The organism is Streptomyces sp. NPDC056738 (assembly GCF_042790435.1).
Classification (GTDB): Bacteria; Actinomycetota; Actinomycetes; order Streptomycetales; family Streptomycetaceae; genus Streptomyces.
The window spans coordinates 224,973-250,196 of record NZ_JBHTZF010000006.1; the positions used below are offsets into that span (position 1 = coordinate 224,973).

Genomic DNA, 25,224 nt, shown 5'->3' on the forward strand with positions numbered 1-25,224 from the left:
CCCGCACTGCCCGGGGGTGAATGGGTGAACCACCAGATCATCGACGACCGCGATACGACCCTGTCGCCCGAGGACTTCGCCGTGTTGCGCGAGGACCTGCGCGAGCAGCTCCTGTTCCGCCGGGAGCAACTGCAGCAGCTCTCGGACGCCGCGAACGGCGCCGACGCGTTCCTCGACCGGCGGACAGCCGGCCAGATGGAGGTCCGCGTCAAGCTCGCGGCCTCCGCCGCCATGGTCCTCACCGACGTCGAAGCCGCCCTCGTACGGATGGACCTGGGTCACTACGGCATCTGCCACCTGTGCCGCACGCCCATGGCCCGCGAACAACTGATGATCGTGCCGCAGGCGCGCTACTGCGGCCGGTGCCAACACGTCCGGGAGGCCAGGCCGTGACGCTTCCACCGGGGCCCGGCCCCGCGCCCGCCCGGAACCGCACGTGGTCCCGGGGCCGGCCGTACACCGGCATCGCCCTGGACCTGGGCAGCGCCCGCACACGCGCCTGGATGTCCGGGCGCCGCATGATCCTCGACGTACCCACGGTGACCTTCCCGGGCGCCGGAGCCACCTACCCCATCCAGCGCGGCACCATCGTCGACGCGCCCGGAACCGCCCGGATGCTGAACCGGCTGCTCGGCCATCGTCTGCCCCGCTTCGGGCGTCCCCTGCTCATCCTGACCACACCCGTACTGGGCGGAATCGCATATCGGGCCCAGGCCCGCACCGCGGTCGAGATCCTGCGCCCGCGTTCGGTCCTGACCGTCCCGACCGCGCGCGCCGTGGCCGTCGCCGCCGACGCCGACCCGACCTGTCCCCTGCTCGTGGTGGACATGGGCGCGCACCTCACCGAGGTCACGCTGCTCGCCGACGGCGCGGTGACCGACGCGCGCCACACCGCCCTGGGCACCAGCGACCTGGACAGCCGCACCCCGCCCGCGAGGATCACCGAGGCGGTCGTCGCCATGGTGACGACCATGCTGGAGCAGGACCACACCTCGGCGACGTTCGAGGCCCTGCACCGGGGCGCCCTTCTCGCGGGTGGGGGCGCGCTGCGGCCCGACATCACGTATCGGCTCGCCGACCGGCTGCGCGCGCCGGTCCAGCCCGTCCCTGCACCGCACACGGCGGCGGTCCGCGGCGCCGCGAAACTCCTTCAGGCCGCCCAGGCCCATCCCTCCGTCCACGCCATCACGGACGCGCACCGCTCCTAGCGCACCCCCTTTCCAGCCCCCGTCCCCGTCCCCGTCCCCGCAAGATCCGGTGAGGCCGCCACGCCCCCACGGAAGGAGCGACGTCGTGGCCCGCGCGACGCCCCCGTCACACCCTCCCGAAGAGCTCCCGCGCATCCTGTGGTGGCGCTGGCGGCGCAATCCCCTGCGCCGGCGCACCGATCTCGCACAGGCGTGGGTCGCCGTCGGCCTGCTGCTGGCCGTCCTCGTCGGCATCCCCGCCGCCATGTTCCTCGTCGGCGACGCCTCCTACCGCCACCACAGGGAGTCCGCACGGCATCAGGCCGCCACCCGGTACGACACCACCGCCGTACTGGTCCACGACGCCCCCCGGCACCCGGAGCCGGGATCGGACGAGGCGAAGGAGGCGCTCTACCCCGTCACCGTGCGCTTCACCGACGCCCAAGGGCACGTCCGCACCGCCAAGGCCGACGTCGAACCGGCGCTCAGCAGGGGCAGCACCGTCCGCGTCTGGGTGGACACCGAAGGAAGGATCACCGGCCCGCCCCTGACCCCGGAACAGGTCCGTGACCGCACCATGGCCTGCGCCGTCCTCGCCGGTCTCGCCGTCCCCGCCCTCGGCGCCGGCGCGTACGGCTGCGTCGTCCGCGGGCTGGCGCGGCACAACCTCGCCCGGTGGGACACGGCCTGGGCCGACACCGCTCCCCGGTGGACCGCCTCCCGCTGACCGTTCCCCCGGCCGAAGCCGGTTCAGCGCGTCCGGTTCGCGTGGGGGCGCCCGGAGGGCCGGAACAGGCCCAGGCGGGCGTTGTGCTCGCGTTGCCGCTCGGCCACGGCACGGGCCGGCTTCAGCACGAGCCGCTGCAGCCGCCGCGCTGCCTCGAGGTGGTCGGCGGTCCACACGACCCGGATGGCGGCCGGTGACTGCTCGATGTTCTCGTCGACGAGATCACGCTCGACCGCGTGGATCAGCCGTTCGTCGGCCCCGACGTCCCTGGGCTGTGCCTCGGGCACGTCACCGAACCCGGTCATGGCGTTCGCCGTGGCCTCGTACCAGGCGACCAGCGCGTCCCCCGAGCGATCGATCTCCGAGCGGGCGGCGGTACGGTCGGCGCCCGGCTGCCCCCGGTCCCGCTCCCACAGGTCGAGTACGGAGTCGGCGGTGAGCCGGAGCACGGCGACGGCCGTCACCAGAGTGGTGATGTCGGTCAGCGGAAGGTGCTTGGTGCCGCGTTCCGCGAGGAACCCACGGAAGGCGTCGTCGAGCCGCCGGGCCGCCGCCGCGGCACGGTAGCGCTCCTCCTCCGGGAGCGGAGCGGTCCGTACGAGGCCGTCGCAGCGGGTCACTCCGTAGCCGATGGCGCCGCGCAGATACCGGGTGCTCTCCGCGAACCCCTCCGCGAGGGCGTGCCCGAGGAGGGGCGCCGCGCCGCGGGGCCAGAACAGCGTTCCCACGACGACGCTGACGGCGCATCCGATCGCGACGTCCTCGATCCGCACGATCCCCACGCTCCAGCCGACGGGTTCGAGGAGGTTGAACAGGATCAGGATCGACACGGTGAAGCCGGCCTGGCCCGCGGCGAAGGAGATGGTCGCCGGGGCGAGGCCGGTGAAGAGCACCGCGATGGGGAGCAGGATCCAGAGGAACGGGGTGTTCGATCCGATCAGGTAGATCAGTCCACCGCCGATGATGATGCCGACCGCGGTACCGGCGATCGCCCGCAGCGAGTTCTGCCCGGTCAGGACGGCGCTGGAGCGCAGGACGGCCAGCGTTCCGAAGACCACCCAGAAGCTGTGCTGCACACCCGACCGCTCCGCGACCAGCACGGCGAGAGCCAGGGCGATCGCGCCGCGGACGCTGTTGCGCAGCCACACCGAGTGGCGCTCGGTGTGCGCACCGGCCCGTTCCTGGGCCGAGGCCAGCGTCGAGGCGGCGCCTTCGGGGCGTCGTCCGATGAGCCGCTGCCACAGGGTGCGCCCACGCGCCGCGAGGATCAGCTCGACGTTCCTGGCGATCGCGGAGACCGCGAAGCTCATCTCCTGGGCGCGGAAGCTCGGTTCCAGTGAGCTCACGAAGCGTGTGGCGGTCGCGCCGGGCCGGGCTTCGGCCCGCGGCTTCCCGGCCTGGCCGCCATCGGTGGTGACCGGCCGGAAGGAGGTGACCGTGTTCTCCATCGCCGACCGCGTCACGGCCAGACGTTCCTGCAACGGTGTCAGGTGTCCGGGCTCCTGGTCGTCCGTCGCGGACAACGCCTCCGCGCTCGCCCGCAGCAGATCCGCGGCGGCCGTCTTCACCCCGCAGACGACCGCGTCCGAGGGGGTCGCCTTCTCGCCCACGGACACGCGGTCCAGGATCGTGGCGAGCAGCAGCACCTCGTCGACCAGACGGATCAGGACGCGGGTGGACGTGGAGAGACCGGTCGGCCGGTAGGGGGTGGCGAAGTACGCCTCGCGCAGCGCCGTCACCGCGTCCTTCGCCTCGCTCACGATCGTGCCGAGCGCCGAGCGGTCCGCCGTGCCGAACCCGCGCAGGACGCAGTCCGCCTCGGCCCTGAGCTGCACGGCGAGTGCCCGGCACGCGTCGGCGGTGGCGTTCCGCAGCGGCTCCCGCACGGGAGTGGGCCACAGCACCCGGACGGCCACGAGCGAGGTCACGCCGGCCAGACCCCAGCCCGCGAGCCGGTCCGGGATCGCCTGCGCGGTCCCGGGGAGGGTGGCGGCCAGCACGAAACTCACGAGCAGGGAGGTGGAGGCACCCGCCAGGGCCGAGCTGACCACGCCGGAGAACAGCACGAGGAAGCTGACGACCGCCGTGGCGAGGGTGCACAGCCATACCTCGCGTGAGACCAGCGTGCCGAGGGAGATCAGCACCGCTCCCGTCACGACGAGTGCGGCCTGTTGGACGAGCCGGTCGCGCATGGGCCCACCGAACTCCACGAACAGCAGCATCGCGATCGATCCGAACGCCGCGAAGAGCGGGACGACCGGACTGTCCGTGACCGCGAGCGCGACGGCGAAGAGCCCAGGAGCGACGATCGCGGCTCTGACCGACCTGCGGAGCGCGGTCAGCCCCGCGTCGCGCCGAAGCAGGGACCGCAGGACGTTCACAGCAGACGCCTCCCAGACACATCAGGTCTCTCGCACGTCACGTCACTCTGACAGCTCGCCCTGTGAAGACCCGTCAGGCTCCGGCCCCGGGAGGGTCGCGCGACCGTGCTTCCGCCGCGAAGCAGCGTCCCTCGCGGAGAGGAGGCTGAGCCTCAAGCGCGCGCATCTCGGCGGCGAGGCCGTCGTCGTCGCGCAGGTGGAGGGTCTCGTCACGCTTCGTGACGGGGCACCCTGATTCAAGAAGCCAAGCCGACCGGAAGCGCGGAAACGCGCTCGAGGGCGGTCTGATCATGCTGCTCCTGTGCGCGTCTCTCCGGCGAACCCGGACCGGCCGTCGCCGTCGGGGCCGGCGCCCGGTGGTCCTGGTGCGGTCGTCGCGCCCTGACGGGCGATGCCCCCGGCAGGTCAGCACGGCCCCACCGGCCGCGCCATTCCGGCAGGGGCAGCGTTCCCCGCGCGATCCGCTGGTGTGGGCGAAGCGAGCTCCGGTGGTATTCAATGAGGTGTGCGCCCCGGGAGCTCGGTGCCCCGACGCATGGGTCCGAGAACAGCCCCGGCGCTGCGCCGGGGATTGCGAGAGAGCCGCATGGACTCCACACCCTCCCCATCGTCCTCTTCTCCGTTCGACATGGTCAGCAGTGCCCTCGGGCGCTACATCCCGCGCGGCGGAGCGCCTGCGGCGGCCGGTCCCGCGAAGGCGCGGGGCGACCGCGCCACCCGCCAACGCGTACCCGACAACTCGGCGGCCGACCGTCAGGATCAGATTCTCGGCGTGGTCAACCTGGACAGGGACCTGAGAATCACCCGATGCAATCTGGACGCCCCCGTCTTCGCGGGTCTGGACGCCGTGGCGGGGAGTCCTTTCGCCGATCTCCTGCCCGCCGGGGACGTACCGACGGTCACACGGCGGTTGCGGCAGGTCCTGGAGATCGGTGAGGCGCACGTCGCCCGGATCCAGCGCCTGCGGCGCTCCGACGGGTCGGAGCTGGTGGTCTCGCTGAGCATCCTGCCCGCCGCGCCGCCTCAGGAGGGCTTGACCGTCTCCGTGATCGCCATGGCCAGGAGGCTGCACCTGTACGCCGCCGAGACCGCGATCGGCACCTCGCTGGACATCGGGGAGACCGCGCAGTCGCTGGCGGAGTCCCTGCTGGCTTGGGGAGAGGTGGCCGCCGTCGACCTCGATTTCGCCGTCTGGACGGGCGAGGGAGTCACCGAGCACGCGCGGGGGCGCATCCGGCTACGGCGGGCGGCCCTGGTGCCGGACCGGGCGTGGCCCGAGGGTTACGTGACTCCGGGCGGCGACCTTCCGAGCGACGCGAGTCGCCTGCTGGCTCAGGCGGTGCGGCGGGACGATGCCCCGCAGCCCATCGTCATACCCGACCGGAAGGCGGTCGAGCGGCTGCTCGGCAGTCAGCGAGTCATCCGTGCCCTGGTGCCCGGTGACCGGTCGGCGAGTGTGGCGTGCGTACCGCTGGTCCTGGACGGCACGCCACCCGTCGTGCTGGGGCTGGCGGAGGTCTGGCGGCGGGCCGGCCGCCCCTTCCGCGACAGCGAGTTGTTCGACCTGCAGGAACTCGTGGCCAGGACCGCCCATCACGTCGACCTCGCCCGTCAACACCAGCGCGAGCACACGCAGGTGCTGGCGTTGCAGCGCCGGCTGTTGCCGCGGACCGGTGGCCACACGATGGAGATCGCCAGCGTCTACCAGCCCGCCACCCCCGACAGCGCGGGCGTCGGCGGCGACTGGGTGAACAGCTTTCCGCTGCCGGACGGCCGTACCGCGCTGGTGGTCGGTGACGTCGTCGGGCACGGCCTCGGAGCCGCGGCAACCATGGGCCAGCTGAGCATGGAGGCCCGCGCGCTGCTGTCCGCGGGGCTGGCACCCGACGAGGTGCTGGAGCACCTGGACGAGACCGTGACGCTGCTGGACGACGCGGAGTCCGGGCTGGCGGCCGGCTACAGCGCCCTCGGCTCCACCTGCTGCATCGCCCTCTACGACCCGGTCGGCCACCACGTGACGCTCTCCAGCGCGGGCCACCTCCCTCCGGTCCTGGTGCTTCCGAACGGGGACGCAAGCCCGCTCGCGGTGCACCCTCACCCCGGCCTGGGCGCCGAGTTCGCGCTGCGGGAGCCCTTCAAGGTGCACACGTTCGGCGTGCCGCCGGGCTCCCTGCTCGCCCTCTACACCGACGGTCTGGTGGAGGATCCGGCCCTGTCGATCGACGAGGGCATCAGCAGGCTGGCGGATGCCGTTTCCACGGTGCACCCCTGGGATCCCCTGGACCAGGCCGCACGGCACGTCGTCTCCGCGCTGGCGCCCGTGCGCCGGCGCGACGACGTGACCCTGCTGCTCGCGCGCATGATCGGCCACCGCAAAGGGGACACCGCGACCTGGCGGCTACCCGCCCGCGACGACGCGCCCGCCCGTGCCCGCGCGCACGTCTCCGCACTGCTGCGCCGGTGGCACATCAGGAGCGACACCCAGGACGACGTGGCACTGCTGGTCAGCGAGCTGGTCACGAACGCGGTGCGCTTTGCCACCGGACCCATCACGATACGACTGATCAGGGCGGGTGGTCACGGCCTGTTGTGCGAGGTGGGCGACACCGGCAACGGCAGGCCACGCCTGAGCCGTGGCGGCCTCCTCGACGACGGCGGGCGTGGCCTGCACGTCGTGCACCGGCTGACCACCCGGTGGGGGGTGCGGTGGACGGACACCGGCAAGGTGGTCTGGGCGGATGTCGCGAGATGACGCGGCTGCGGAGCGGGGCGCCGCCGGGCGTGCGCGAGCGCGGCGAGGGCAGGGGCGGCGTGCGGCGTCAGCCGGCGCCACCGACGGTCCGCACGACGCCCTCAGCGGTACCGATGGCGTGACCGGTGATGATGGCGACCGTCCGCCGCTGCGGGTGGCGCGGGCTCGCGCTACAGCCACTCCCCTTCCAGGGCGGTGGCGGTGAGGCCCGGTGCCGCCGCGTACAGGACGGCGCGACTGCCCGACTTCTGTCCGGCGTCGTGCGCCCGCCTCAGGATGTCGAACACGGCGGCGCCTCCACGGTTGCCGCTGGTGTAGCTGTCCCGGCTGTGGTCCAGCAGCCCGGACGGCCACGCGTCGGGCATCGTCTGCTCCATGTACTCCAGCACCCGGGTCCCGCCGGGGTGCGCGAGCAGCACGTCGGGGTGCCAGGAGTCGGGGTCGTCCTGGTATCGGGCGCGCAGCCACTCCCACATCGCGGTGACCGTCTCCTGTACGGCACGCGGGCCGCGCCGGTCCATCACGAAGTGGGTACCGTCCGCCCGTGTTTCCAGGCGGTGCAGGTCTTGGGTGTCGGGCACGGTGTGGTGCCAGGCCGCGTCCAGCCGCAGGACCGACTCGCGCCTCGGGCGGCCCGTGACCACCGCGGCGACCGCGGTGTCCGCGAACAGCAACCGGACGATCAGGGACTCGAGGGTGTCGTCCGCGGGCTGGTAGGTCGTGCTCAGCGCCTCCGCGATCACGACCAGGACCACCCGATCGGGGTCCGCGGCCACGAGATCGGCCGCCAGGGCCAGGGAGCGGGTCCCCGCGACACAGGCCCACTGCGTGGCCGGCAACAGCATCACGTCGTCGCGGAGCGCAAGCTTGTTGGCCAGGGCGACGTCCAGACCGGGCAGCGCCGGGGTGGTGGAGTGACTGGTGATCAGGCAGTCGATGTCCGTGGCGTCCAGCCCGGCGATCTGCAGGGCCCCGCGCGCCGCACGCTCCCCGTAGGACTGCACGGCCTCCCAGGCCGGCGCGGTGCGCTCCTGGACGGTCTGCGGCGCGGGTATCGCCTCCAGGGCGGCGATCACGCGGTCCACGTCCTGCTGGGTGAACCCGTCGCGTGCCAGGGCCTCTTGGGCGGTACTGATGCCGACAGCCTGCAGGCCGCTGCCGTCGCCGGGCGCGACGACGGTCTCCAGCGGCAGCATCCACCCGCGGGTGTCGATGCCCGTACTGGCCGCGATGCCGTCGATCCGCGGCGCCCACGCCGCATGCGGGTGCCGGTCGCGCACCTCCGCCACGATCTGACGGGTCTCCACGGCGTGCTCGCCGTGTATCACGGCAGGAGGGCAGACGTAAGCGGCCATGAGGGGCACCTTTCCAGGGAGAACAAGGAGGAACGTCACGAGGGCTGCGGCATGGGCCGCTTCGGAAGGTCGCGCCCATGCCGACGGGCTCCCCTTCGGGAGTCGCTGTCCAGGTCGAGCATGGACACAAAAGGGGCAATACCGCTGTGACCAAGACAACTCGGGTGACCCTTGGGGCGCGTGATGCGGCACACACCGCCGAAGCGGAGGGCCCTCGGAGCGATTCCACAAGTCTCGGCTGACCCCACGTCAGCCGGGGAGGCCACCCGGTCCGGGCACGCATCGTCGGCGAGTCAGGGTCGGCGCCCACGGGGTTCGCCGAAATTCCCCAGGCCGACCCGCAGATCTCCGAAGTCGCCGTCCACGACAGTGCGCACGCTCACGACCAGTTCGCGAGCCGTCAAGCCGTCGACCGACAGCGCCGCCCGGATGTCACGCCAAGCCCAAAAAGTGAGGCCCCCATGGACCGTCCGCCGTGGGGACGCCGGTTCCGCGCCCACTTGACCTGCGCGACGGTGGGCGCGACCGAGGCAGCTCAGCCCAGCAGCCAAGCGCTGCCGGCCGGTAAGGCGTTCGGTGGGCCGGTAGTTCGCTGCCGATCAGGCGGATGCCTAACTCGTGGAAGAGGCGCTGATGCTGCCGGAAGGACTGACGGATGGACTGGCGGAGGAACTGGCGGAGGGCCGCGCGGAAGGGGTTGCCGTCTGCGAGGGCGAGCTGGGGCGGCGGCCGCTGGAGGCTCGGGGGGTCGGCTTCGCCTTCACCGGCGGCGGCGCACTGGTGGTCGCGGGCGGCCGAGAGACCGGTGCCATGCTGCGAGTCGCCGTTGGCAGAGGACGCCCGATCCCGTCACCGTTTCGGTCCCGGACGCCCCTTCGGGCCGGGTGCGTGCTCACACGCTCTGGTGAAGCCTGTGAATCGGGAACGCGAACCGCGGTCCCGTCGGGGGACGGCTGTTCCGGTATCGAGGCTGCTCGCGGGGCCGCCGACTGGGGAAACACCGATGCCGTGGCCAGGCCTCCGAGGAGGGTGAAGGCGATTGCGGCAAGAGACCGGACGGCGTACTTCTTCAGCCGCACCGGACGATCGTGCCGGTCAGCCGACGGATCTCGCGAGGCAGTCGGTGACCCGGGAAGGAGCGATCCGGAGGAGTTCGGTCCCCGACCCGAGCGGATCTCCGGGATCACGGTCTCGAGGGTCGGAGCACCGCCCCTCCGATCACTCACCTGTGCCATGCCGGGGTCGTGTGCCCCACACTCCGGGCAGGTGACAGCGCCGTTGAGCGTGCGGTTGCACGGGATGCAGTAGTCCATGAAGCGACCGTCCTCAGTCCTTGAGTTGACGGGAGCAAAGGTGCGCCCGACCCGGGCAGCAGTCAGCGGCAGGGAGACGCCTCTTGGTTTGTTTCGGACCGATCTTTGACATGTACGAACCTCACTTACCGGTCTATAGGTGGTTCACCGGTTACTGGGTTCAACGGGGCGCATCGAGCCAGCGCTCACCCGCGGGCCGAACAGTGGGGTAAGTAACTCCGCTGGAAGGGACGTTGAGGTTCGGGACGGCACGACACCCTCGGCGTACGAGCCGGACGGTTGCGGCTCGATCCGGGCCGAGTGCTGCTCGCCTCCCACGGCTCGACGCCCCCTGGTCGCCATTTCTTCGCTCCTGCGACGTCCTGGGGCAGGACGGTCAGGCCAAGGAGAGTCCCGCGGGCAGCGGCAACCGCACGGCGACCACGGCCACTCATCCGCGAACCGGCATGGTGGCCGCACGCATAGGCACCCCTCGAACTATGTTGTCCCACCACATGTGCGCCTGAACTGGCTGTTCCTACGGTGTGCCGACACGTACCCGTCCCCACCGCACACGAGGAAGTGGCGCACATGGCCTCCGCAGCATCCGCTCCCCCGACATCCGCCCATCTGAAGCGCATCGTCGCCGCCAGTCTCATCGGCACCACCATCGAGTGGTACGACTTCTTCCTCTACGGCTCGGCCGCCGCCCTGGTCTTCAACAAGCTGTTCTTCCCCGACTCCGACCCGCTCGTCGGCACGCTGCTGTCCTTCCTCACCTACGCGGTCGGGTTCGCGGCCCGGCCGCTCGGCGCGCTCGTGTTCGGGCACTTCGGTGACCGGCTCGGCCGCAAGCGGCTGCTGGTGCTGAGTCTGCTGCTGATGGGCGGGGCGACGTTCGCGATCGGTCTGCTGCCCACGCACGCGACCGTCGGCGCGGCGGCTCCCGTCCTGCTCACCACGCTGCGTCTGGTGCAGGGGTTCGCACTGGGCGGCGAATGGGGCGGCGCGGTCCTGCTGGTGTCCGAGCACGGTGACGCCAAGCGGCGGGGGTTCTGGGCGTCATGGCCGCAGACCGGTGCTCCGGCCGGTCAGCTCCTGGCGACCGGTGTCCTGTCACTGCTGACCGCCACGCAGTCGGACAGCACCTTCCTCTCCTGGGGCTGGCGCGTGCCGTTCCTCCTCTCCGGGGTCCTGGTCGTCGTCGGTTTGTGGATTCGTCTGTCTGTCGATGAATCGCCCGTGTTCAAGGAGGCTCTGGCGCGGTCCGAGGCCCGCAAGTCCGCCGGAACGGACGAGAAGGAGAAGCTTCCGCTGGTCTCCGTCCTGCGCCACCACTGGCGTGACGTGCTCGTCGCGATGGGCGCCCGCATGGCCGAGAACATCAGCTACTACGTGATCACCGCCTTCATCCTCGTGTACGCCACCACCTCGGCCGGCGTCTCCAAGCAGACCGCGCTCAACGCCGTTCTCATCGCCTCGGCCGTGCACTTCGCCGTCATCCCGGCCTGGGGCGCCCTCTCCGACCGCATCGGCCGCCGCCCCGTCTATCTGCTCGGCGCCGCGGGTGTCGGTCTCTGGATGTTCCCGTTCTTCTCGCTCATCGACACCGGCGGCTTCGCGAACCTGATCCTCGCCGTCACCGTCGGCCTGGTCCTGCACGGCGCCATGTACGCGCCCCAGGCCGCCTTCTTCTCCGAGATGTTCGCGACCCGGATGCGGTACTCGGGTGCCTCCATCGGGGCCCAGTTCGCCTCCGTCGCGGCGGGCGCGCCCGCGCCTCTCATCGCGACGGCCCTGCTCGACTCCTACGGCAATTCCACTCCCATCTCCCTGTATGTGATCGGGGCGGTGGTCCTGACCCTGATCGCCGTGGGCCTCGCCAAGGAGACCCGCGACCGCGACCTGTCCGCAGTCGACGCCGTACCCGACGACCGGCCGGCCCCGGTCGCGCAGGCGGACGCCCACACGGTCTGACCCCGTCCCGCGGTTCCTGATCCCCGTACGCGATGGCGTGTGCGGGGATCAGTGCGGTCCGTCCGCCGACAACCGGTGCAGTCTCAGGGCGAGTTGGATCTCCAATATGCGGGCCGGAGTCTGCCAGTCGTCCCCGAGCAGGCGCCCCACCCGCTCCAGCCGCTGCGCCACCGTGTTCACATGGACATGCAGGGCGTCCTTCGTGCGGGCCGGGCTCATCCCGCTGGCGAAGTACGCGTCGAGGGTGCGCAGCAAGTCGGTCCCGCGCCGTTCGTCGTAGTCCACGACTCCGCCGATCGTCCGTGCGACGAAGCCGGAGATGTCCCTGTCCCCGGCGAGCAGCAGTCCGAGGAAGCCGAAGTCCTCTGCTGCCGCGCCGTCCCCGGTCCGGCCGAGCAGGCGCAGCGCTTCCAGGCAGCGCTGCCCCTCCGTGTAGGCCGCGGCCACCGCCTCGGGGTGCGCGGCCAGTCGGTCGAAGGGCGCGGAGGCACCCACGGTCACGGCCTCCTGAACGGCGGTGCCCAGTTCCTTGGCCGTGCGGCGAGCCATCGTCGTCGCCGTGTCGCCGGATCCGAGCGGGAGCAGCAGGACGGTGCCTCCGTCACGGGCGGCGGCCAGTCCGTGACGGGTGGCGGCGAGATGGGACGCGGCCGACCACAGCCGTCTGCGCGCGCCCGCCTCCTGGCCGGCGTCCGCGGCCACGACGTCGAGCCGGGCCGCGAGCACCACATGGGGTCCGTCGAGATCGGCGTGGAGCCGCGTCGCCCTCGCCCGCAGCAGGCCCGGATCGCGGTCCCGGCCGTCCAGCAGGTCGTCCAGCAGCTCACCACGCACCCGCTGCTCGGCCTCCGAGGCCGAGCGTCTGGCGAGCAGGAGCAACGAGGTGACCATCGCGGCGCGCTCCAGGGTGCGCTGGTCGACGGGGTCGAGGCCCGGATGCCCGCGCAGCACCAGCGCGCCGAGCAGTTCGCCTCCCGCGGCCACCGCGGCGACCCAGTCGTCGCCGTGCCGCACCGCGTGACCGTCGGCGCGGGCCGCTTCCACGGCCACTTGAGGTGTTCCGCCGGGCTCCGTGAACTCGACGGTGCCGTCCAGGACTTCGGACACCGCGGCGGCGACGTCGTGGACTCCCCCGCCGCGCAGCACGAGCTCGGCGAGCCGGTCGTGGACGTCCGAGGCGCGTTCGATGACCGCGCTGCGGTCCTGGATGATCTCGTTGGCCCGGCCCAGGCGGTCCAGGGCGGAGCGCGCCTCCGTGAGCGCGTTGGCCGTGTCGATGGCTGCCGCGGCCAGGGCCGCGAAGGAGCCGAGCAGGGCGATCTGCTCGCGCTCGAAGACCCGGGCCCTGCGGTCCGCGGCGAACAGCACGCCGATGACCTGGGGCCCGATCATCAGGGGCACGCCGAGGATCGCGACGAGCCCCTCGTCCTGCACGCCCGCGTCGATGGTCCGGGTGTGCTGGAAGCGCTCGTCCTTGAAGTAGTCGTCGGTCACGTACGGGCGGGCGGTCTGGGCGACGAGTCCGCCCAGTCCCTCTCCCATGCCGAGCCGCAACTGCTGGAAGCGCGCGGCGACCGAGCCCTCGGTCACACGCATGTAGGTGTCGCCCCTGGTCGCGTCGTTCAGGCTGAGATACGCGATGTCCGTGCCCAGCAGGGACCGGGCCCGCTGCACGATGGCGCGCAGGACGGCGTCGAGGTCCCGCAGGCCCGCGAGGTCGTGCGCGGTCTCGAAGAGCGCGGAGAGCTCGGCCTCGCGGCGGCGCCGTCCTTCTATCTCCGTGCGCACGCGCAGCGCGAGCAGCTTGGCCCGTTCGAGCGCGGCGACGCGCCCGTCGGGCAGGCCCTCGGCGCGGGCGAGCAGCACCGGCTGCTCGTAGGCGTCGGCGGTCGCTCCTCGGGCCAGGAGTTCCAGGAACGGCGCTTCCGCGCTGTCGGCGGAGCGCTCGGCTGATGGCAGGTGATCGCTGGACATGGCAACAGGATCGCGCATATGCGGTTCGGCGCCTCCGCCCTGTGGACAACCACCCGCGAAGCGGCGCCTCCGCCCTGTGGACAAGTCTCCGCAGGCAGAACCTCAGGCTCGTGGACAAGTCTCCGCGGCAGCACGTCAGGCTCGTGGACAAGTCTTCGCAGGGCAGTACCCAGCCTCGTGGACGACCCTCCGCAGGCAGCTCCTCGCCCTGCTGGACGCCCGTCCGCGGGGCAGTTCCTCGGCTTGGTGGAGCATCCGCGGGGGCAGTTCCTCGGCCTGGTGGAGGGCTCGTCCCCGGCCCGGATGCGGCAGGATCCGCAGGGGAAGGAGGAGGCCGGGCTCCGGCTCAGTGCGCGGTCCATCCCCCGTCCAGCGCGAGCGACGTCCCGGTCATGAAGGCCGCCTGCGGTCCGCAGAGGTAGGCCACCGCCTCCGCGACCTCCTCGGGCTCGATGAGGCGCTTGACCGCGCTGTCCCGCAGCAGGACCTCGGTCAGGACGCGCTCACGGGGGATGCCGTGCGTGCGCGCCTGATCGGCCAGTTGTTTCTCGACGAGTGCGGTGCGCACATAGGCGGGGTTCACACAGTTCGAGGTGACCCCGTGGGGCGCGCCTTCCAGGGCCGCGGTCTTCGAGAGCCCTTCGAGTCCGTGTTTCGCGGCGACGTACGCCGATTTGAACGCCGAGGCGCGCAGTCCGTGGACCGAGGACACGTTGACGATGCGGCCCCAGCCCTGTCCGTACATGTGCGGCAGGGCGCCGCGGATGAGGCGGAACGGCGCTTCCAGCATCACGGTCAGCACCGTGTGGAAGACGTCGGGCGGGAATTCCTCGATGGGGCTGACCAGTTGCAGCCCGGCGTTGTTCACGAGGACGTCGGTGCCGGCCGCGGCCTGTTCCGCCGCGTCGAGGTCGGTGAGGTCGAGGACGTGCGGCTCGACCGTGCCGGCCAGGCCGTGTGTCCGCTCGGCAAGGGTCTCCAGACCCTCGGCGTCCCGGTCGACCGCTCTCACCTTGGCGCCGGCGGCGGCGAGCCGCAGCGCGCAGGCGCGGCCGATGCCGCTCGCGGCTCCGGTGACGAGGGCGGTACGTCCGCCGAGGTCGAGAGGGAAGGCGTGGGGGCCCGGGAGGGCGCTGGGCGCGGTCATGCCTCGACCCTAGGCAGCGCCCAGACCCCGTCCGATGTGGTCAGCGCACACACTTCACCCTCAGGTCATGGGCTCGAACCATGTGGGTTCGTCGAGCAGCGCCTGCTTGATCCGGACGAGCGCGTAGTCGTCCAGTTTCGGCAGCGCGTCCACGGCGAACCAGCCGACCTGGAGCGACTCGTCGTCGTTGACGCGGGCCTCACCGCCGACGGCACGGCAGCGGAGCGTGGTGTCCATGAACTGGCAGACGTCGCCGTTGGGGAAGGTCACCTGTCCCCCGGCCTGGATCATCACGACGCGTTCGACCTCGACGTGGACGGCCGTTTCCTCGTACACCTCGCGCACCGCGCAGGCGGCGGGCTGCTCGCCCGGCTCGGGGATGCCGGAGATCAGCGCCCACTTGTGGCTGTCCGAGCGCTGGCCGAGCAGGATCCTGCCCTCGTCGTCGAAGACCACGACGCTGACGCCGGGGAGCCAGAGGAGCTGGTGGCCGGCGAAGGCCCGGATCTCGCGGATGAAGTCGGGAGTAGGCATAGCCCGACCCTATCCGCGCGACTCCGACGCCCCGCACGCAGGCGCCGACAGGTGCCACCGACGCCGGCCGACGGGTGCCGCCGAGGCCGACCGACGGGTATCGCCCCCCGGCCTGCCCATGCCCCGACGCCCGCCGTCATGATCGGCGGGACGTCTCCCAGGGCGTGTCCGCAGAATCTCCCCTGCGCGGCGCCCGGCCACGCCGGGTGCGTCCTAGACGCCGCTGTCGCGCCGCGAGCGGACCGCCGTCGTGGCGGCCCAGCCGAGGCCGCCCGCCGCGACGAGCACCAGCAGGATCTCGGGGACGATGCCGAGCTGGGTGGCCGGGGTCTCGGAGGAGCGCAGCGGAACCTTCTGGACCAGGGAGTCCGCGACGAACATCCCGGTCTTCTGGGTGATCTTCCCGTCGGGCATGATCACGGCGCTGACACCGCTCGTCACGGGCACCGTGACCGTGCGGCTGTGCTCGACGGCGCGGACGCGGGACATGGCGAGCTGCTGGTAGGTCATCTCGCTGCGGTCGAAGGTCGCGTTGTTGCTGGGCACGGAGATGATCTGCGCGCCGTCGGTGACGGTGCTGCGCACGGCCCAGTCGAACGCCGCCTCGTAGCAGGTGACGAGCCCGACGCCGGTGCCGTTCATCTTGAAGACGCCCGGCTTCGAGCCGCGGCTGAAGTCCTGGCGGACCATGCTGGTCCAGTTCTTGTTGATGGCGTTGAGCAGCGGACGCAGCGGGAGATACTCGCCGAACGGCTGGACCTGCCGCTTGTCGTAGGTGTCCACGGGCCCCTTCTCCGGGTCCCACAGGATCTGCTCGTTGTAGAGCTTGCCGTTCCGCTCGACGACCGCGCCGACGGAGACGGGGGCGCCGATCGCCTTGGCCGCCTGGTCGATCACGATGCTCGCGTCGGAGTTGGCGAAGGGGTCGATGTCGGAGGAGTTCTCCGGCCACAGCACCAGGTCGGGCTTGGCGACCTTGCCCGCCTTGACCTCGGCGGCCAGACGCTCGGTCTCGCGCACGTGGTGGTCGAGGACGGCACGCCGCTGGGCGTTGAAGTCGAGTCCCGCGCGCGGGACGTTGCCCTGGATGACCGCGACCGTCGCGGTGCCGTCCTCGGCCTTGTCGCTGACGAGCGTCCGCGCGGCGAGCGCACCGACGACGGGGACGGCGACGCTGAGCAGGGCCACGACGGCCGCGCCGCGGCGCAGGACACCGCTGCCGCGCCGTTCGACGGCGAGACGGACGATCTCGTAGAGCCCGAAGCCGCACAGCACGACGCCGAAGCCGAGGACGGGGGTGCCACCGAGCGCGGCGAGCGGCAGGAAGACACCGTCGGCCTGTCCGAACGCGATCTTCCCCCAGGGGAAGCCGCCGAAGGGCGCACGCGCGCGTGCCGCCTCACCGGCGATCCAGAGGGCGGCCGCCCACAGCGGCCACCCGGGCAGCCGGGAGACGAAGGTGATCCCCGCGCCGACCAGGGCGACGTAGACGGCCTCCACGGCGACGAGCGCGAGCCAGGGACCCGAGCCGACCTCGACGCCGGTCCAGACCAGCAGCGGGAGCAGGAATCCGAGGCCGAAGAGATAGCCGAGGCCGAGTCCGGCCTTCCAGGAGCGACCGCGCAGGACCCAGCCGAAGACCGCGAAGGCCGGCAGCGCGAGCCACCACAGGGTCCGTGGCGGGAAGCTGACGTACAGCAGCACTCCGGAGAGCGCCGCGACGGCGGCCGGAACGAGGCGACGGACCAGGTGGGACCCGCGCGAGGCGGGCACGGCCTGGGGTTCGAGCTGTTCCGGCTCGTCTACGGTGGTTGCGGTGGCGGTCACTCGGGGAGTGTACGGCGCCTGACCTGGGCGCGGACAGCTCGGCCGGTCGGGTCCCGGTGGGCGGTACACCCCTTGACAGGTCGCCGCGTACGGATGGACGGGTCGCCTCGTACGGCCCTGCCGCAACGTTCCTGCACAACGGTCCCCAAACCTGCACATCACCCGTTACGGTGTGGCCGAGCCTCTGACGTGCGGCCTGATGCGGTGACGGCGCCCGGGGCGAGCACAGTCGGGGGGCGACGGGGGTGGGTTCCGCGGGGATGACCTCCACGGCCGAAGAGGTGGCCACGGGCGAAAGACGCAGTGCGTCGGACGTCGTCGGCATGGTCGTGCTCGTGGCCTGCGCCGCCTGGTCGCTGATCACGGCGGCCGCGCACGAGGGCCGGCCCGAGGGCGTGCTGCTCGCGGTGCTCGCCGTGACGGCGGGCTACGCCGCGGGGCGGATCTCCGGGGCGCTCCTGCCGGTGGCCGCCCCCTGCGTCGCTGCGGCGGCCGGACTCGGCCTCGCGATCGCCACGCCCGGCCCGCAGATCAGTCTGCAGCTCGGTCACACCGGTGCCACGGCCGCCCTGCTCACCCTCTCCTGCGGCGCCGCGTGCTGCGCGGCCTGGGCCGCGCGCACCTTCGCCCTGCGGCTGGCGCTGCGTCTGGCGGCCGCCGGGACCGCCGTGACGGCGGCACTCCTCGGGTCCACCACCGGCCTCGTCACCTGCACCGGTGTCCTGCTCTGTTCGCTCGCCACCGCCCGGGTCCACCGCCGGGCGCTCGGTCTCTCGGGATTCGCGGCGGCCACGGCCCTGGTGACCGGGGCGACCTGGGCGATCGGCCAGGACGCGCTGCCGGGCGGACTGACCGCCTCCCTGGAGGGGCAGCTCACCGAGCACCGCATCCTGCTCTGGCACGACGCCCTGCGCATGGCCCGTGCCGAGCCCGGGCTGGGGGTCGGCCCAGGCCGCTACGAAGCGCTCAGTCCCACGGTCGCCCAGTCCCTGCTGCCCGACGGCAAACCCCACTCCGCGCCCCTGCAGCAGGCCGCCGAGCAGGGGCTGACCGGAGTGGTCCTGCTCGCGGCGGCGTTCTGCTGGGTTCTCTACGCGCTTCTGCGCTCGCCGCGCACGACGCCGATCGTGCTGACGGCGGGGGCGGCCCTGACGGCGGTGGCCGCGATCGCCTCGATCGGCAACGCGCTGAGCTTCATGACGGTGACCGCGGGCGCGGGACTGCTGGCCGGGTTCGCCACCGCGCGGCCGCTCGCCCCGGCAGCGCCGGACGGCGTGCCGATCGGGGCCGGCCGTCCCGACGGTCACGCGGGAACGTGACCGACCCCTCGGGCCTGCACCCTGACGGTCACCCCGATACGTACATGATCTCCGGATCGAACACTCCAGGGGTCAGCCGTACGCATACGTATGTGCGCCCCGGGCGTGCACTCTGGCGGTCACTCCGATACGTACACAATCCCCAGGGCGAGCACTCGGACGGTCACCCCGATCCGTGAACGACGCCCGGACAGGGCCTCAGCGCGCCACGCCGGTCGTGTCCGGACGCAGCCTGCCGCGGATGATCCGGACCGCCGCCTCGGCGTTGTCCACGGTGATCGTGAACGTGTGGCCGTCCCCCAGGCGCAGCACCACGCCCTCGCCGCGCCGGACGACGACGGCGGTTCCCTGCTCGGGCCGCCAGCGGTACCCCCAGCCGCCCCACTGACGCGGGGTGACCTGGGGCGCGAAGTCGGCGCCGACGACCGTGGACAGCGGGATGCGGCGGCGCGGCAGCCCCATGTGGCCGCAGCGCACCTCCAGACAGTCCTCGTCCACCCGCACGGCGACGTGCACGAAGGCGAGCGTGCCGAAGAGGATGAGCAGTCCGGCGGCGATGCAGCCGACGACGGACATGACCAGCGGTGCCGTTCCCGACGTCCAGCCGGAGCCGACGGCCAGCTCGATCCCGAGAGCCAGACAGGCCACACCGCCCAGGGCGGGCAGCAACTGGACGCGGTTCCTCGCACGCCCGGTCCAGATCGCCGGGTGCGGGGAGGTTTCGCCGTGGGGGTGGTCCCTCATGCCCATGAGAGTACTCAGATTCCGCTCTGCGGGCACCGGGTCGCGGAGCGTCACTCCGCCGGGTGGACGAGGGCCCCACCGAGGGCCCCACCGAGGGTGTCCCTATGGTGACCGGACGTGCCCGGGGAACGGGTGTCCGCATGTGTCCCACGGGTGTCCAGGGCCGGACGTCCCGAAACGGGGACGGCCCCCCGAGTGGTGGGGCGAGCCGGTGCGAGGGCGGTTCCGTCGCTCAGCGTGCGGGGCTGACCGCCGACAGGATGCGGCCTTCCTCGTAGGTGAGCGCCGTGGCGGGCAGCGCGCCCTCGCGGCCGCCCAGAAGCACGGTGACCGCGGAGTCGGAGGGGGCCGCGGGGTCCGGCAGCTCGCCGATGCGGCGCAGGGCCTGGGCGGCGACCGCTCCGGCGGAACCGTGCAGCACGAGCGGCGGGCGGCCGGGGCGCTGCACGGCGGCGCGGATGCGCTCGGCGACGAGCTCGTAGTGGGTGCATCCCAGGACGACGGCCGTCACGTCCTCGGGGGTGTGCGCGGCGGCCGCCTCGATCGCCGCGTCGATGGCGGCCTGATCGGCGTGCTCGACGGCGGCCGCGAGGCCGGGACAGGCCACCTCGGTGACCGCCACTCCGGCGGCGAACTCCTCGATCAGTCCGCGCTGGTACGGGCTGCCCGTGGTGGCGGGCGTGGCCCAGATCGCGACGGGTCCGCCGCCGGCCGCGGCCGGCTTGATGGCCGGGACGGTGCCGATGACGGGCACCTCCGGTTCGAGGCGGGCCCGCAGGGCGGGCAGGGCGCGTACGGAGGCGGTGTTGCAGGCGACGATCAGGGCGTCGGGGCGGTGCAGCGCGGCGGCCTCGGCGACCGCGAGGGCACGCGCGGTGACGTCTTCCGGCGTGCGGGGTCCCCAGGGCATGCTGCCGGGGTCGGAGGAGAGGACGAGATCGGCGTCGGGCCGCAGTCGACGCACCGCGGCGGCAGCAGCGAGCAGTCCGATTCCGGAGTCCATGAGCGCGATCTTCACCCGGTCACCATAGACGATCCGTGTTGACGGGCGACCTCGGTGGGGCAGACTGCGGCGAGTGAGCGCCCTCCTGTGGATCGCCGTCGGATCACTGGCAGCGTGGCTGTGGCTGCTGCTCTGCCAGGGCTCCTTCTGGCGTACGGACGTACGGCTGCCCGCCCGCCGTGAGCCGTCGGACTGGCCCTCCGTCTGTGTCGTGGTGCCGGCCCGGGACGAGGCCGCCGTCCTGCCGGACAGTCTTCCCTCGCTCCTGGCCCAGGACTATCCGGGGCGGGCCGAGATCTTCCTCGTCGACGACGGCAGCTCGGACGGCACGGGCGAGCTGGCCCGTGCGCTGGCCCGCCGGCACGGCGGGCTGCCGCTCACCGTCGGCTCACCGGGTGAGCCGCCGGCCGGCTGGACGGGCAAGCTGTGGGCCGTGCGCCACGGCATCGGTCTGGCCCGCGCGCGGGACCCCGAATTCCTCCTGCTGACCGACGCGGACATCGCGCACGCCCCGGACAGCCTGCGGCTCCTGGTGGCGGCGGCGCGCACGGGTGGCTTCGACCTCGTCTCGCAGATGGCGCGGCTGCGGGTGGAGAGCCTGTGGGAGCGGCTCGTCGTGCCCGCCTTCGTCTACTTCTTCGCGCAGCTCTACCCCTTCCGCCGCATCGCCGTGAGGGGCTCGCGGACGGCGGCCGCGGCGGGGGGCTGCGTCCTGCTGCGCGCGGACACCGCGGAGCGGGCGCGGATCCCGGAGTCGATCCGGCATGCCGTGATCGACGACGTGGCGCTCGCCCGTGCCGTCAAGCGGGGTGGCGGCCACATCTGGCTGGGCCTCGCGGAGCGGGTGGACAGTGTGCGCCCCTATCCGCGGCTGCGTGATCTGTGGCGCATGGTCTCGCGCAGCGCGTACGCCCAACTGCGGCACAGCCCTCTCCTGCTGGCGGGGACGGTCGCCGGGCTCGCCGTGGTGTACCTGGTGCCGCCGGTCGCCCTGGTGGCGGGACTCGCCTCCGGGAACGCGTGGGTGGCCGCCGCCGGGGGGCTCGCCTGGCTGGTGATGACGGCGACCTACGTACCGATGCTGCGGTACTACCGGCAGCCGCTGGCGCTCGCTCCCCTGCTGCCGGTCACCGCGTTCCTCTATCTCCTCATGACGGTCGATTCCGCCGTACAGCACTACAGGGGGCGCGGCGCGGCCTGGAAGGGCCGCACCTACACGCGCCCCGGCGCCGCCCTCGACGAGAGCTGAGGACGGGTCATTTCCGGCCGGGCGTCCAGTTCATGCCCCAGCCGTAGGCGTGGTCGACGGTGCGCTGGGGGCTCACCCCACGCGCGGGTACGAGGTACCGGGCCTCGCGCTGGACGACGAGGTCGGCGCCGTTGCCGGTGATGAGGGCGAGCGCGCAGACGGTGGAGGGCACCGTGCACTCGTCGAGGGAGAAGTCGATGGGCGCGCCGTTCTGCGGCTGGAGGGTGACCGTGGCGTGCAGATCGGCGAAGGAGCGGGCGCCTTCGTAGATGGTCACGAAGATGAGGATGCGCCGGAAGCTCTGCTTGTGGTCGAGGTTGATGGTCAGGTTCTCGCCACTGGCCACGGCCCCGGTCCGGTCGTCCCCGTCGAGGTGTATGAACGGCGGCTGGTGCAGGGCCCCGAAGGCGTTGCCGAGGGCCTGTACGACTCCCTTGCGGCCGTCGGAGAGTTCGTACAGCGCGCACAGGTCGAGGTCGAGGTCCGCGTGCATGGCGACGGCCCGGCCGCGTTTGCTGCCCCAGCCCGAGAACTGCTTGCGCACCTCCCAGTTGAGGTTCACGCGCATGGCGCCGCCCGTGCCGCCCTGTTTGGCGAGGGAGACCGAGGGCGCCTCCTTGGTGAGCGTGACCTTGGAGAGACGGACGGGAGCCGGAGGGGCCGCGGGCGGCTGGGGCGCCATGGGGGGCGGCACGGTGACGGGCGGGGCGACCGGCGGCGGCACGGTGACCGGTGGTGCGACGGGGGGCGGCGGCCCCTGTACGAGGGTGGCGGGGCCCTGCGGCGCGGCGACGGGAGGGGTCGCGTGCTGCGGCTCGTCCACCGTGATGCCGTAGTCGGTGGCCAGCCCTTCGAGGCCGCTTCCGTAGCCCTGTCCGACGGCGCGGAACTTCCAGGCGCCCTGGCGCCGGTAGAACTCGCCCAGGACGAAGGCGGTCTCCACGGTCGCGTCGGTGCTGTCGAAGCGGGCGATCTCCGTGCCGGCCCGCGTGTCGAGCACCCGGATGTACAGACCGGGTACGCGCCCGAAGGAGCCGCCGTCGGCGGACGCGGCCAGGACCACGTTCTCGACGACGGGTTCCACGCGCGTGAGATCGACGAACAGGGTGTCGGTCACCTGGCCGCCGTCGTCGCGCTTGCCCTCGTGGCGGACGGCGCCCGAGGAGTGCGCGGGCTGGTTGTAGAAGACGAAGTCGCCGTCCGAACGGACCTTTCCGGCCACCAGCAGAAGGGCGGACGCATCGACGTCGGGCACCCCCTGTCCTGAACGCCACCCCAATTCCACTCGGAGTGCGCTCGTCGGGACATGAACATTGGATCCCTTAGGCATTGACATGTACGCCCCCATCGCGTGTCTCCGCACCGGTGCGAGTCCCGAACGGACCCCCGGCTCCGTTCCGGCCAAACCTAATCCCCAGGTCCGCCGACTCCCATGGCTCTCGCAGGAAGATCCTGGTCAACCGCCGGTAACCCGTCCGAGGCTGGGCCTTTACACGATCTCAACCATCTTTGACGTCCTTTTTTGCCAAGTTCGCTCGCATTGGGGATCCCACGTCACCACGGACACCAAAAAACAACCCTCTTATCGGTCTCCCCAACCAGCACATCGTGGGCTTAACTTATGTGCCATGACCTCCCCCCGCTCCACCTATGGCGGCGGTTACTACTCCGCCTTCCCGGACACCCCGATCTACGACTCCCTGGTCGCCGAACGGGGTACCCCTCAGATCGCCCCGATCCGGGTCCCTTCCGCCTACGACTCGGGCATGAGCAACAACCTCCCGGCACTGCCGTCCGCGCTCCCCGCGCTGCCGGCCGGCCCCTCTTCCTACGGCTACCAGCAGGCCCAGCAGCCCTCGCCGCTGCAGCAGGCCCCCGCGCCGTACATCCCGCAGCAGGCCGGCGCCCCCCGGGGCTACCCCAGCCCGCAGCCGCAGCAGCCCCGCCCGATGGCGGCCCCCTCGGGTTTCGAGGCCATGCGCCCCGCGGCTCCGCGGCCCGCCCCCGCTCCGTACCAGGACCCGTACAACGGTCAGCAGTACCGCGGGTACTGACCACCCCCGACCGGATTGTCGGTGCTTCCTGGCACCATGGCGGTCATGGGGAACGCGGTACTGCACTCGATTCACGTCCATCCGGTCAAAGCCTTCCGGAGCGTCTCGCTCCAGGAGGCCGAGGTCGAGCCCTGGGGGCTGGCCGGAGATCGACGCTGGGTCCTGATCGACGACGGGGGAAAGGTCGTCACGCAACGCGAGCAGCCGCGTCTGGCGCTGGCCGCCGCCGAGACACTCTCCGGCGGCGGCCTTCGCCTGTCCGCCGAGAACCTCGAGCCGGTGACGGTCGAGGTGCCCGAACCCCTCGGCACGACCACGGTGGAGATCTTCGGCGACAAGGTGGAGGCCGTCCTCGCCGACGCCGCCGCGCACGACTGGTGCAGCCGACACGTGGGCGCGGACGTACGCCTGGTCCACATGGACGATCCGGCCGTCCGCCGGCCCGTCGACCCGGAGTTCGCGCTCCCGGGCGAGACCGTCAGCTTCGCCGACGGCTATCCGCTCCTCGCCACCACACTCGGATCGCTGGACGCTCTCAACTCCCTGATCGCGCGGGGCGACCGGGCCGAGGAGGGCCCGGTGCCGATGAGCCGCTTCCGGCCGAACGTCGTCATGTCGGGCACGGACGCCTGGGCCGAGGACGACTGGACGCGGATCGCCATCGGCGATGTCACGTTCCGGGTCACCAAGATGTGCGGCCGTTGCATCGTGACCACGACCGACCAGGACACCGCCCGGCGCGGCAAGGAACCGCTGCGCACGCTCGCCCGGCACCGGCGCTTCGGCGGAAAGGCGATGTTCGGTCAGAACCTGGTGCCCGAGAACCGCGGCTCGGTGCGGGTCGGCGACCCGGTCACGGTCCTGGCGTAGCCGGTCGGACGACATCGCGCCAGAGCCGGGCCACCGGGAACCCCGCGGCCGGGCGGGATCGTTGGGTCTTTGGGAGAAGTTCAGGAAGGGCCCTGGGGGAGGGTGATGTCGGCCTCTCTTCCAGGACCTCCCGTGTGAACGGCTCCGCCGCTGGACATCACGGAGGGGGAAGGGGGGCTGGACGGTGCGCGCGATCATCGGTCTCTGGCGCTGGCGGCGCAATCCGCTGCGCCGTACGACAGATCTCGTGGAGGCCTGGCTTGCCCTGGCCGCGCTCCTGCTCGTCCTGTTCGCGGCACCCCTCGCCGGAGTGGCCGTCGGGGCCTCGGTGCAGGGGACGCTGCAGAAGGCGGTGCGGGACCAGCGCAAGGACCGGCACCACGTGGCGGCCGTCGTCGTCAAGAAGCTGTCGCGGGGCCCGCTGGCTCCCGACCCCGAGACCCCGTCGGGACGGGACCCGCACAGCCGGGTCGTGGCCGACTGGACCGCGCCCGACGGCACCCCGTGGCGCGGCACGGTGATCGCCGACCTCAAGTCCCCGCGGCCGGGCGACCGGTTCGCGATCTGGACCGACCGGCACGGCCGAATAATGGGCCGCCCGCTGGACCGTGCCACCGCGACCGCGCACGCCGCTCTGGCGGGTTTCGGCGCCGCGGTGCTGGCGGCCGGACTGCTGGAATGCGGCAGGCGGTTGATCCTCTGGCACATGATCCGCCGGCGTCACACCCGGTGGGACCGGGCCTGGGCCAAGGCGGGTCCCGACTGGGGCAAGGCAGACACCGGTAGCTGACGGCCTTCCCGCTCCGGTCAACCGGGCACCCCCGCGCACGCT

Annotated in this window: 19 protein-coding genes; 10 read left to right on the forward strand and 9 right to left on the reverse strand. The window is 72.2% G+C overall.

Features of this window, described 5'->3' with window-relative positions; genetic code table 11:
• The first annotated feature begins 24 nt into the window (after positions 1–24).
• From ACFRIC_RS18055 to ACFRIC_RS18065, 3 genes are all read left to right on the forward strand, one after another.
• Positions 25–393 carry a TraR/DksA family transcriptional regulator gene (locus ACFRIC_RS18055; protein WP_382786537.1) on the forward strand — a complete coding sequence of 123 codons (369 nt, stop codon included), beginning with the start codon at positions 25–27 and terminating at the stop codon, positions 391–393.
• Complete coding sequence (locus tag ACFRIC_RS18060; RefSeq protein ID WP_382786540.1) at positions 390–1,208, forward strand: hypothetical protein; 819 nt, start codon at positions 390–392, stop codon at positions 1,206–1,208. The genes ACFRIC_RS18055 and ACFRIC_RS18060 overlap by 4 nt, the downstream gene beginning before the upstream one ends.
• Positions 1,209–1,293: 85 nt before the next feature.
• Positions 1,294–1,914 carry a hypothetical protein gene (locus tag ACFRIC_RS18065; protein ID WP_382786543.1) on the forward strand — a complete coding sequence of 207 codons (621 nt, stop codon included), beginning with the start codon at positions 1,294–1,296 and terminating at the stop codon, positions 1,912–1,914.
• A 23-nt stretch (positions 1,915–1,937) separates the two neighbouring features.
• Here ACFRIC_RS18065 and ACFRIC_RS18070 read toward each other — a convergent pair whose 3' ends face one another.
• Complete coding sequence (locus ACFRIC_RS18070) at positions 1,938–4,295, reverse strand: FUSC family protein (protein ID WP_382786546.1); 2,358 nt, start codon at positions 4,293–4,295, stop codon at positions 1,938–1,940.
• Positions 4,296–4,881: 586 nt separating this feature from the next.
• Here ACFRIC_RS18070 and ACFRIC_RS18075 point away from each other — a divergent pair.
• Complete coding sequence (locus ACFRIC_RS18075) at positions 4,882–7,047, forward strand: SpoIIE family protein phosphatase (RefSeq protein ID WP_382786549.1); 2,166 nt, start codon at positions 4,882–4,884, stop codon at positions 7,045–7,047.
• Between the two features lie 170 nt (positions 7,048–7,217).
• Here ACFRIC_RS18075 and ACFRIC_RS18080 read toward each other — a convergent pair whose 3' ends face one another.
• Positions 7,218–8,402, reverse strand: a complete 1,185-nt coding sequence (locus ACFRIC_RS18080; protein WP_382786552.1) for a type III polyketide synthase — start codon at positions 8,400–8,402, stop codon at positions 7,218–7,220.
• A gap of 1,883 nt (positions 8,403–10,285) precedes the next feature.
• On the opposite strand from ACFRIC_RS18080, the gene ACFRIC_RS18085 reads away from it, so the two are divergent.
• Positions 10,286–11,671, forward strand: coding sequence for an MFS transporter (locus ACFRIC_RS18085; RefSeq protein WP_382786554.1), 1,386 nt, complete (start codon positions 10,286–10,288; stop codon positions 11,669–11,671).
• Between the two features lie 48 nt (positions 11,672–11,719).
• Here ACFRIC_RS18085 and ACFRIC_RS18090 read toward each other — a convergent pair whose 3' ends face one another.
• The 4 genes from ACFRIC_RS18090 to lnt all read right to left on the reverse strand — a co-directional run bounded on the left by ACFRIC_RS18090 (position 11,720) and on the right by lnt (position 17,153).
• The gene (locus tag ACFRIC_RS18090) at positions 11,720–13,645 is read right to left on the reverse strand and encodes a helix-turn-helix domain-containing protein (RefSeq protein WP_382786556.1); all 1,926 of its coding nucleotides are present in this window, start codon (positions 13,643–13,645) and stop codon (positions 11,720–11,722) included.
• Between the two features lie 346 nt (positions 13,646–13,991).
• Positions 13,992–14,792 carry a 3-hydroxybutyrate dehydrogenase gene (locus ACFRIC_RS18095; protein ID WP_382786559.1) on the reverse strand — a complete coding sequence of 267 codons (801 nt, stop codon included), beginning with the start codon at positions 14,790–14,792 and terminating at the stop codon, positions 13,992–13,994.
• A gap of 60 nt (positions 14,793–14,852) precedes the next feature.
• Positions 14,853–15,326, reverse strand: coding sequence for an NUDIX domain-containing protein (locus ACFRIC_RS18100; protein WP_382786562.1), 474 nt, complete (start codon positions 15,324–15,326; stop codon positions 14,853–14,855).
• A gap of 213 nt (positions 15,327–15,539) precedes the next feature.
• Positions 15,540–17,153, reverse strand: a complete 1,614-nt coding sequence (gene lnt, locus ACFRIC_RS18105; protein ID WP_382786565.1) for an apolipoprotein N-acyltransferase — start codon at positions 17,151–17,153, stop codon at positions 15,540–15,542.
• 260 nt (positions 17,154–17,413) lie between these two features.
• Here lnt and ACFRIC_RS18110 point away from each other — a divergent pair, with 260 nt between their 5' ends.
• Entirely contained in the window at positions 17,414–18,472 is a 1,059-nt protein-coding gene (locus tag ACFRIC_RS18110) for an O-antigen ligase family protein (RefSeq protein WP_382786568.1), read from the forward strand.
• 198 nt (positions 18,473–18,670) lie between these two features.
• Here the strand turns inward: ACFRIC_RS18110 and ACFRIC_RS18115 are convergent, their stop codons facing one another.
• Together ACFRIC_RS18115 and ACFRIC_RS18120 are read right to left on the reverse strand one after the other, a co-directional pair.
• A complete protein-coding gene (locus tag ACFRIC_RS18115) occupies positions 18,671–19,216 on the reverse strand; it encodes a hypothetical protein (RefSeq protein ID WP_382786571.1) in 546 nt (181 codons plus the stop codon).
• A 232-nt stretch (positions 19,217–19,448) separates the two neighbouring features.
• Positions 19,449–20,234, reverse strand: coding sequence for a glutamate racemase (locus ACFRIC_RS18120; RefSeq protein ID WP_382786574.1), 786 nt, complete (start codon positions 20,232–20,234; stop codon positions 19,449–19,451).
• 58 nt (positions 20,235–20,292) lie between these two features.
• Here ACFRIC_RS18120 and ACFRIC_RS18125 point away from each other — a divergent pair, with 58 nt between their 5' ends.
• Positions 20,293–21,468 carry a glycosyltransferase gene (locus ACFRIC_RS18125; RefSeq protein ID WP_382786577.1) on the forward strand — a complete coding sequence of 392 codons (1,176 nt, stop codon included), beginning with the start codon at positions 20,293–20,295 and terminating at the stop codon, positions 21,466–21,468.
• Positions 21,469–21,475: 7 nt separating this feature from the next.
• Here ACFRIC_RS18125 and ACFRIC_RS18130 read toward each other — a convergent pair whose 3' ends face one another.
• The gene (locus tag ACFRIC_RS18130) at positions 21,476–22,804 is read right to left on the reverse strand and encodes a TerD family protein (protein WP_382786580.1); all 1,329 of its coding nucleotides are present in this window, start codon (positions 22,802–22,804) and stop codon (positions 21,476–21,478) included.
• Positions 22,805–23,096: 292 nt separating this feature from the next.
• Between ACFRIC_RS18130 and ACFRIC_RS18135 the strand changes: the two genes are divergently transcribed.
• The 3 genes from ACFRIC_RS18135 (at position 23,097) to ACFRIC_RS18145 (ending at position 25,182) form a co-directional block, all read left to right on the forward strand.
• Complete coding sequence (locus tag ACFRIC_RS18135; protein WP_355763715.1) at positions 23,097–23,522, forward strand: DUF6643 family protein; 426 nt, start codon at positions 23,097–23,099, stop codon at positions 23,520–23,522.
• Positions 23,523–23,567: 45 nt separating this feature from the next.
• Positions 23,568–24,392 carry an MOSC domain-containing protein gene (locus tag ACFRIC_RS18140; protein ID WP_382786584.1) on the forward strand — a complete coding sequence of 275 codons (825 nt, stop codon included), beginning with the start codon at positions 23,568–23,570 and terminating at the stop codon, positions 24,390–24,392.
• A 184-nt stretch (positions 24,393–24,576) separates the two neighbouring features.
• On the forward strand, positions 24,577–25,182 hold the full coding sequence (locus tag ACFRIC_RS18145) for a hypothetical protein (RefSeq protein WP_382786587.1): 606 nt from the start codon (positions 24,577–24,579) through the stop codon (positions 25,180–25,182).
• The last annotated feature ends 42 nt before the right edge of the window (positions 25,183–25,224 follow it).

Bases quoted from the DNA above. Each gene is read 5' to 3' on its own strand.
- ACFRIC_RS18085 (WP_382786554.1), top strand. From the start codon at position 10,286: ATGGCCTCCGCAGCATCCGCTCCCCCGACATCCGCCCATCTGAAGCGC.
- ACFRIC_RS18095 (WP_382786559.1), bottom strand. From the start codon at position 14,792: ATGACCGCGCCCAGCGCCCTCCCGGGCCCCCACGCCTTCCCTCTCGAC.
- ACFRIC_RS18140 (WP_382786584.1), top strand. From the start codon at position 23,568: ATGGGGAACGCGGTACTGCACTCGATTCACGTCCATCCGGTCAAAGCC.
- ACFRIC_RS18130 (WP_382786580.1), bottom strand. From the start codon at position 22,804: ATGTCAATGCCTAAGGGATCCAATGTTCATGTCCCGACGAGCGCACTC.
- ACFRIC_RS18100 (WP_382786562.1), bottom strand. From the start codon at position 15,326: ATGCCTACTCCCGACTTCATCCGCGAGATCCGGGCCTTCGCCGGCCAC.
- ACFRIC_RS18135 (WP_355763715.1), top strand. From the start codon at position 23,097: ATGACCTCCCCCCGCTCCACCTATGGCGGCGGTTACTACTCCGCCTTC.
- ACFRIC_RS18115 (WP_382786571.1), bottom strand. From the start codon at position 19,216: ATGAGGGACCACCCCCACGGCGAAACCTCCCCGCACCCGGCGATCTGG.
- ACFRIC_RS18075 (WP_382786549.1), top strand. From the start codon at position 4,882: ATGGACTCCACACCCTCCCCATCGTCCTCTTCTCCGTTCGACATGGTC.
- ACFRIC_RS18080 (WP_382786552.1), bottom strand. From the start codon at position 8,402: ATGGCCGCTTACGTCTGCCCTCCTGCCGTGATACACGGCGAGCACGCC.
- ACFRIC_RS18110 (WP_382786568.1), top strand. From the start codon at position 17,414: ATGACCTCCACGGCCGAAGAGGTGGCCACGGGCGAAAGACGCAGTGCG.
- ACFRIC_RS18090 (WP_382786556.1), bottom strand. From the start codon at position 13,645: ATGTCCAGCGATCACCTGCCATCAGCCGAGCGCTCCGCCGACAGCGCG.